General features: G+C 35.6%; 5 protein-coding genes and 2 tRNA genes. 1 reads left to right on the forward strand and 6 read right to left on the reverse strand.

Going from position 1 to position 6,473, the window contains the following annotated elements; translation table 11 throughout:
* Positions 1-426: 426 nt before the first annotated feature.
* The 4 genes from BW926_RS04090 to BW926_RS04105 form a co-directional block, all read right to left on the reverse strand.
* Positions 427-500 (reverse strand) — tRNA-Asn (locus tag BW926_RS04090).
* A 203-nt stretch (positions 501-703) separates the two neighbouring features.
* A tRNA-Asn gene (locus BW926_RS04095) sits at positions 704-777 on the reverse strand.
* Between the two features lie 78 nt (positions 778-855).
* The gene (gene rseP / locus BW926_RS04100) at positions 856-2,337 is read right to left on the reverse strand and encodes an RIP metalloprotease RseP (RefSeq protein WP_076444427.1); all 1,482 of its coding nucleotides are present in this window, start codon (positions 2,335-2,337) and stop codon (positions 856-858) included.
* A gap of 103 nt (positions 2,338-2,440) precedes the next feature.
* Positions 2,441-2,881, reverse strand: a complete 441-nt coding sequence (locus BW926_RS04105; protein WP_076444429.1) for a DUF6646 family protein — start codon at positions 2,879-2,881, stop codon at positions 2,441-2,443.
* A 102-nt stretch (positions 2,882-2,983) separates the two neighbouring features.
* Here BW926_RS04105 and BW926_RS04110 point away from each other — a divergent pair, with 102 nt between their 5' ends.
* Positions 2,984-3,736, forward strand: a complete 753-nt coding sequence (locus tag BW926_RS04110) for a nitrilase-related carbon-nitrogen hydrolase (protein ID WP_076444431.1) — start codon at positions 2,984-2,986, stop codon at positions 3,734-3,736.
* A 106-nt stretch (positions 3,737-3,842) separates the two neighbouring features.
* Here BW926_RS04110 and BW926_RS04115 read toward each other — a convergent pair whose 3' ends face one another.
* Positions 3,843-4,142, reverse strand: coding sequence for a thioredoxin family protein (locus BW926_RS04115; protein WP_076444433.1), 300 nt, complete (start codon positions 4,140-4,142; stop codon positions 3,843-3,845).
* 503 nt (positions 4,143-4,645) lie between these two features.
* Positions 4,646-6,055: an MBL fold metallo-hydrolase gene (locus BW926_RS04120; protein ID WP_076444435.1), complete on the reverse strand. Its 1,410-nt coding sequence runs from the start codon at positions 6,053-6,055 to the stop codon at positions 4,646-4,648.
* Positions 6,056-6,473 lie beyond the last annotated feature (418 nt).

Consider the following 6,473-nt stretch of genomic DNA (forward strand, 5'->3'; position numbering starts at 1 on the left):
TATTTCATTAATCTTACTGGCTAATCTGCATTCAAGTTATTCATTGTAAATGTTTTGTTGCTAATGCATTTTACTGATTTTCAATCAAATGAACAGCTTTTTCTTTTTTATTTTATAATGCACAACGGGTATATTGCAATAAGAAAGAAGGAATAATAAGTAAAGTTATAAACTAAAAAATTTGATTCCAGAAAACAATTGTACTTTTCTTTAATTGTTTTATGGAAGTCAGCTATCGCTTTGTGAAATTCAAAAATATATTTTTCCATAGTTAGAGATTTAAACTAAAAATATAACAAATATCTGAAAATCAATTAAAATATTCCTATATTTGAGACTGTTAGTTGTTGTCCCAATGTTGTACTTAGAAAAATATAAATCAAAAAAAACACTCACAAATTAATGTAAGTGTTTGATTTTCATTAGCTCCTCCTGCTGGGCTCGAACCAGCGACCCTCTGATTAACAGTCAGATGCTCTAACCAACTGAGCTAAGGAGGAATTTTCCTTTGTTTTTAAGTATTGCAAATATAAAACGAATATCAATATTAAGCAAGTTTTTGTAAACAAATAAATGAATTTTTTCCTTTGATAATGGGGTTTTGTAGCTTATTTAATTCCTTTTCAGGATTTTAGGGTAATAAAAAAATGAGGGAAAATATTAAATAAAAAAGACCTACATTCCCGTAAGTCTTTTTTTTTTGCTCCTCCTGCTGGGCTCGAACCAGCGACCCTCTGATTAACAGTCAGATGCTCTAACCAACTGAGCTAAGGAGGAATGTCCTTGTTTTAAGTGGTGCAAATATAGGACGAATATTTATACCCTACAAATATTTTTATTAATTTTTTTAAAATATTATAAACTTCCCGTTAATGCTTTAAAGATATCACTTCCGAAGATCAATACCATTAACCCTAATAAGAAGATAACTCCCACCATTTGAGCGTTTTCCAAGACTTTTTGAGGGACAGGTTTCCCCACGACCATTTCATATAAAGTGAATAGAACGTGGCCGCCATCCAATCCCGGGATAGGGATGAGGTTTAAAAATGCAAGCCATACGGAGAACATTGCTGTGAATCCCCAGAAAGCGCTCCAGTCAATAGATACACTCCCGTCTCTGCTTTGGTCTACAGGCATGTTCTTGATGATCGCAAGCGGGCCTCCTACTTTTTTATATCCTTTAACTTTTTTGTTGAAAACTAGTTTAAACTGCTTGATTTGATAGGTTAAACTCTCAATGGTAAGCGTAAATCCTCTCCTGATAGAGCCTAAAAAATCATAATCATTGTGAACATAATATTTGTTTAGTTCTTTAAAAGATAAAATTCCGATAGTCCCGTCTTTTGATACAGGGATTTTCAAATCGGTTTCCTGGTTGTTTCTTAAAACCTTAAAATCGGTAACTTTTCCTGCGTTTGGAACGACTAAAGGCTTTAATTCATCATAATAAGCAAGTGGTTTTCCGTTTACAGTAAGGATTTTATCACCAGGCTTCAGTCCAGCATCAATTGTAGATTTTGTAACGATCGTGTCTACAACAGGCGCCATCCTTGGGGTAAGGAAAGATCTAGGTTCCGGATCGTTGAAGGCCAGGGCTTTACCATCGTCATTCGTTGGAAACTTTACTTCTTTTCCATTTCTGAGAACGGTAATTTCGTCACTTAATAGAATATCTAAAGCTAATTTTTTAAAATCTTTTTGAGTTTTTCCATCTACACTTAAAATTTTATCACCATCCTGAAAACCCATTTTTTTTGCAGCTTCCGTATAATGAAGAGGTGTTGTAATCTTATTAGCATCAAAAATATCTTCCCCGTTTTTACCTATTAAAGCTGAAAAAATAATCCATGCCAGGAAGAAATTTACCGTAACCCCGCCAAGCATGATGATCAGCCTCTGCCAGGCCGGTTTTGATCTGAATTCCCAAGGCTGAGCAGGCTGCTTCAGCTGTTCAGTATCCATGCTTTCGTCTACCATTCCGGCAATCTTTACGTAACCTCCAAAAGGCAACCAGCCGATACCGTATTTTGTTTTTTCAGGATGTTTTCTCCAGTCACTGTCCGGAAGTTTTGATATATCGACAGGAACTTCTTTCTTTTCGCCATTCGCGTCAATAATTTCTGTATCCGGAAGGTTTTTAGAAAGAAATTTATATTGCCATTTTCCGTTAATTTTTTTCATTGAAAAAATTGAAAACCAAGGATCAAAAAACAGGAAGAACTTCTCTGCTCTGGTTTTGAACCATTTTGCCGGTAAAAAGTGACCAAGCTCATGAAGGACTACTAAAATAGAAATACTCAGAATGAACTGGAAAATCTTGATTGCTAATTCCATTAATACTTTTTATGTTTAATTTGCAAAGGTAACAATTATCAAAACTGTACCAAATAAAAAAGCTCCCCGAAACGAGAAGCTTTGTCATATATTATAATGATTTTTACAGATTAAGAGAAACTCCCAGACTGCCAATGTTTCCGACTTCTGCGAAAACCCCTATTTTGTCTGTGAAGAAATATCTTGCACCGATATGGGCCCCAAGCCCGAAATCTTTTCCTACAACCCCTACGTCTACACCGGGATAAATATCCAGCTTTTCCGGCAGCTGCAGTGCATCTCTCAAATGAAAATTTAGTCTTCCGAAAATAAAAACTCTGTTGTCATCATCATTATCCTTATAATTTCCAAAATAAGCGTTTAGCCCTGCTCCTACAGAAATTAATCGATTCAAGCCGTAATCATAAGTACCCGTAACCCCGGTTCCGTATCCCCAGGCGCTGAGCCCCACCTGTATCTTCTGATCTCCCTTTCCGATGTACGCCTGTGCACTGGCCGCACCTCCCATGAAAATAAGCATAAAAATAACTAACAATTTCTTCATAAATTCTACTTTTTTAAAGTTATTACTAAAAAATATTTGCATCAAATATAGAACCGAAGTTAATGGAAAATCGTATTTTTATTGAAGTTTTTAACAAAGCTTATGAAAATTACAGGACTGAATTTAGATATCATCTGGAAGGATAAAACAGAAAATTTTCAATTAATAGAAAAAGAACTGCAGAACCAGGATGCTGATCTTTTCCTTTTACCGGAAATGTTCTCAACTGGCTTTTGTATGGATGCCTCAGAAGTATCGGACAGAAAGCAGGAATCTTTAGAGTTTCTAAAAAAAATGGCTAAAGAAAAAAATACAGCATTTTGTGGAAGTGCACCAGTGGAAGATGGCGGGAATTTCTATAACAGAATGTATTTTGTACATTCGGATTCTGAATTTAATTTTTATGATAAAAGACACTTGTTTTCGTTTTCGGGAGAGGATAAGGTGTATACCCCGGGAAAAGAGCGTGTTGTTGTGAATTATCAGGGTTTCAGAGTTTTGCTTCAGATCTGCTATGATCTTCGCTTCCCGGTTTTTGCAAGGAATAATGATGATTATGATATGATTTTATATGTGGCCAACTGGCCCGAAAAAAGGGTAGAGGCTTGGGAACAACTGTTAAAAGCCAGGGCAATTGAGAATTTATCTTTTGTTTTTGGGTTGAACAGGACCGGGACGGATGGAAATAATCTGTTTTATCGGGAAAGTTCGCATTGTTTCTTTGCTGATGGGAAAGAGATTTCGGAGAAAAATGGAAATCTTGTAACTGCTGAATTGAGTTTAGAAGAATTAAAGGTCTTCAGAAATCATTTTCAATTTTTGAATGACAGGGATTCTTTTTCGATTGAATTTTAATTTTTCTAGCAGATTAGGCAGGTTGCGCAAATGTTTATGTTTTATTCGATTAAAAGATTAACACAATCTGCCAATCTGCAAGAAAAAAAACCGTGAAAATCACGCTTTAAGCATATTCTTTTAAAATCTGTGTCAGGGTATTCACATCATGCACACCGCTTTCTTTCCAGAGCATTTCTCCTTTTTTAAAGATGACCAGAGTAGGAACACCACGCACGCCGTATTGGTTGGCAAGCGCTGGGTACTGGTCTACATCTACTTTGATGATTCTTGCACCCTCACCTATATTTTCTTTTACGGTATTCAAAACGGAAGATTGTACTTTGCATGGCTGGCACCAGGTAGCAAAAAAGTCGATTAAAACAGGTCTTTCCGAATCTATGATTTCCTGAAATTTTTGTGACATAGTTTTTGTTTTTATAGAAAACACATTAGTTTAAAAGTTTTTAGTTTAATAAAACTCACTTAAAAGAGATGTCAAACTTTATGTTTTTAAATTGTTTTATTAAATAAACTAAAATGTAAATATTTTAAAATTAATTATTTCTGATCCTAAAGGGCTTTCACATTCTTCCAGTTTGTCCAGCCATAGGCCTCAATCCCGTTTTTATTTAGAATTTCCATTGCCTGATCTGCCTGTATTCCCTTATTGCAGAAAACAACTACTTTTTTGCCTTTCAGAGATTCTACATTATTCCTGAATTTCGGCTAAAGGAATGTTAACTGCATTTTTCGCTGTTCCTTCTGCACATTGTTTCGGAACTCTTACGTCTATAAGTGTTACTTCCGGACTGTTGACTACCTGCCTGATATCTGCTTTTGGGGCTTCTTTTGAAATAACTGTTCTGCATGCATTTAATACAACAGTTGCAGCAATAATGATTTCAAAAAACTTTTTTTATGTGAGGTTTATAAAGTTTTTGACTGGCAGACAAAATCGGAGGTTGGCAGTTTTTCTGTTTTTTTAATTCCGTTGAAGCCTCCTTCTATTTCTGTGAAATTTCTGATTCCGTGAGAGTTAAGAATGCTTGCTGCGATCATGCTTCTATAGCCGCCGGCGCAGTGAAGGAAAAAATGTTCAGAGTCATCAATGGTTTTTATCCAGTCGCTGATGGTATCCAAAGGTCTGTTATAAGCATTGTCAATATGCTCTGCAGAATATTCTGTAATCTTTCTTACATCTATTACTTTAGCGTTTTTTGTGAATTGTTCAGCAAATTCTGAAGGGGTAATTCTTTTCACTTCGTCAGTTTCTTTTCCTGCATTTTTCCATGCTTCAAACCCTCCTTTTAAATATCCTAAAACATTATCAAACCCAACTCGGCTTAATCTCATGATAGCTTCTTCTACTGTTCCTTCATCCACGATTAATAATAAAGGATGCTTTACATCAACAATTAAAGTTCCTACCCAGGGGGCAAAATCTCCTTTTAATCCGATATTTACGGAGTTTGGAACAAAACCTTTATGGAAATCTGCCGCACTTCTTGTATCCAGGATCAGAGCTCCTGTTTCTTCTGCATAGGTTTCGAAATCTTCTGTCGAAATAGGATTTAATCCTTTATTCATTACCGTTTCAAGACTTTCATATCCGCCTTTATTCATGGCTACATTCATCCCGAAATATTTTGGGGGAGCCGTAAGGCCATCAAGAACTTCTTTAATGAATGACTCTTTATCCGGCTGATTCAATGCATAATTCGTTCTTTTTTGATTTCCTAAAATATCAACAGTCTCTTTCTGCATATTTTTTCCGCAAGCAGAGCCTGCACCATGAGCTGGGTAAACCGTAATACTTTCATCTAGAGGCATGATCTTCGCCTGCAGGCTATCGTAAAGGATTCCGGCAAGGTCTTCTTGTGTAAGGTTGGTTGCTTTCTGAGCAAGATCCGGTCTTCCTACATCGCCCAAAAACAGTGTGTCGCCAGTAAAAATTGCTGTTTCCGCACCATTCTCGTCGATGAGAAGGTAGGTGGTGCTTTCCATGGTGTGGCCCGGGGTGTGCAGTGCTTTTATTTTTATTTTCCCGATTTCGAAAATCTGGTTATCTTCAGCAATTATTGCTTCAAATTCTGGCTCGGCCGTGGGTCCGTATACAATGGGAGCTCCTGTTTTCTTACTCAAATCCAAATGTCCTGAAACAAAATCTGCATGGAAGTGGGTTTCAAAAATATATTTTAAAGTTACATTATCTTTTTCCAGACGATTCAGGTAAGGTTTTACTTCTCTTAGAGGATCGATGATGGCGGCTTCATTTTCGGATACGATATAGTATGCACCCTGAGCAAGACATCCTGTGTATATTTGTTCGACTTTCATTATATGGTTGTAACTGTTTAATGTTTAATAGTACAAAAATCGTGTTTATTTTTTTAATAACAAGCTAAAATAAAGAATCTATGCTGATAGAATAAATCTATAAAGTTTTGCTAGTATAACTTATAGTAAATTTTATAAAAAATTTCATTGGTGTCTTCGGAAAGATTTTTATCAATTTTAAACCGAACATAATAGGCTTTCCGGGTTTCACCTTCCGGATAGTCGATCAGGCCATGGTATTTTTCGTAAATGTGGTCTTTCAGTCTATAAAACAAAAGTATTTATAAAAATTAATACAGAATGTACTTAATATTATTTCTTTAAGAAGTTGTTTAAACTTTTAATTTTTTGATTAATCTTAAAGAAAATGCTAAAAAATGCAGATTCTTCCAAGTAATATCCAACGTTTCAAATCTTA

It is taken from the genome of Chryseobacterium sp. RU37D (assembly GCF_900156075.1).
GTDB lineage: Bacteria > Bacteroidota > Bacteroidia > Flavobacteriales > Weeksellaceae > Chryseobacterium.

Coding starts and splice junctions, on each gene's coding strand:
- BW926_RS04105 (WP_076444429.1), bottom strand. CDS start 2,881: ATGAAGAAATTGTTAGTTATTTTTATGCTTATTTTCATGGGAGGTGCG.
- BW926_RS04120 (WP_076444435.1), bottom strand. CDS start 6,055: ATGAAAGTCGAACAAATATACACAGGATGTCTTGCTCAGGGTGCATAC.
- BW926_RS04110 (WP_076444431.1), top strand. CDS start 2,984: ATGAAAATTACAGGACTGAATTTAGATATCATCTGGAAGGATAAAACA.
- BW926_RS04115 (WP_076444433.1), bottom strand. CDS start 4,142: ATGTCACAAAAATTTCAGGAAATCATAGATTCGGAAAGACCTGTTTTA.
- rseP (WP_076444427.1), bottom strand. CDS start 2,337: ATGGAATTAGCAATCAAGATTTTCCAGTTCATTCTGAGTATTTCTATT.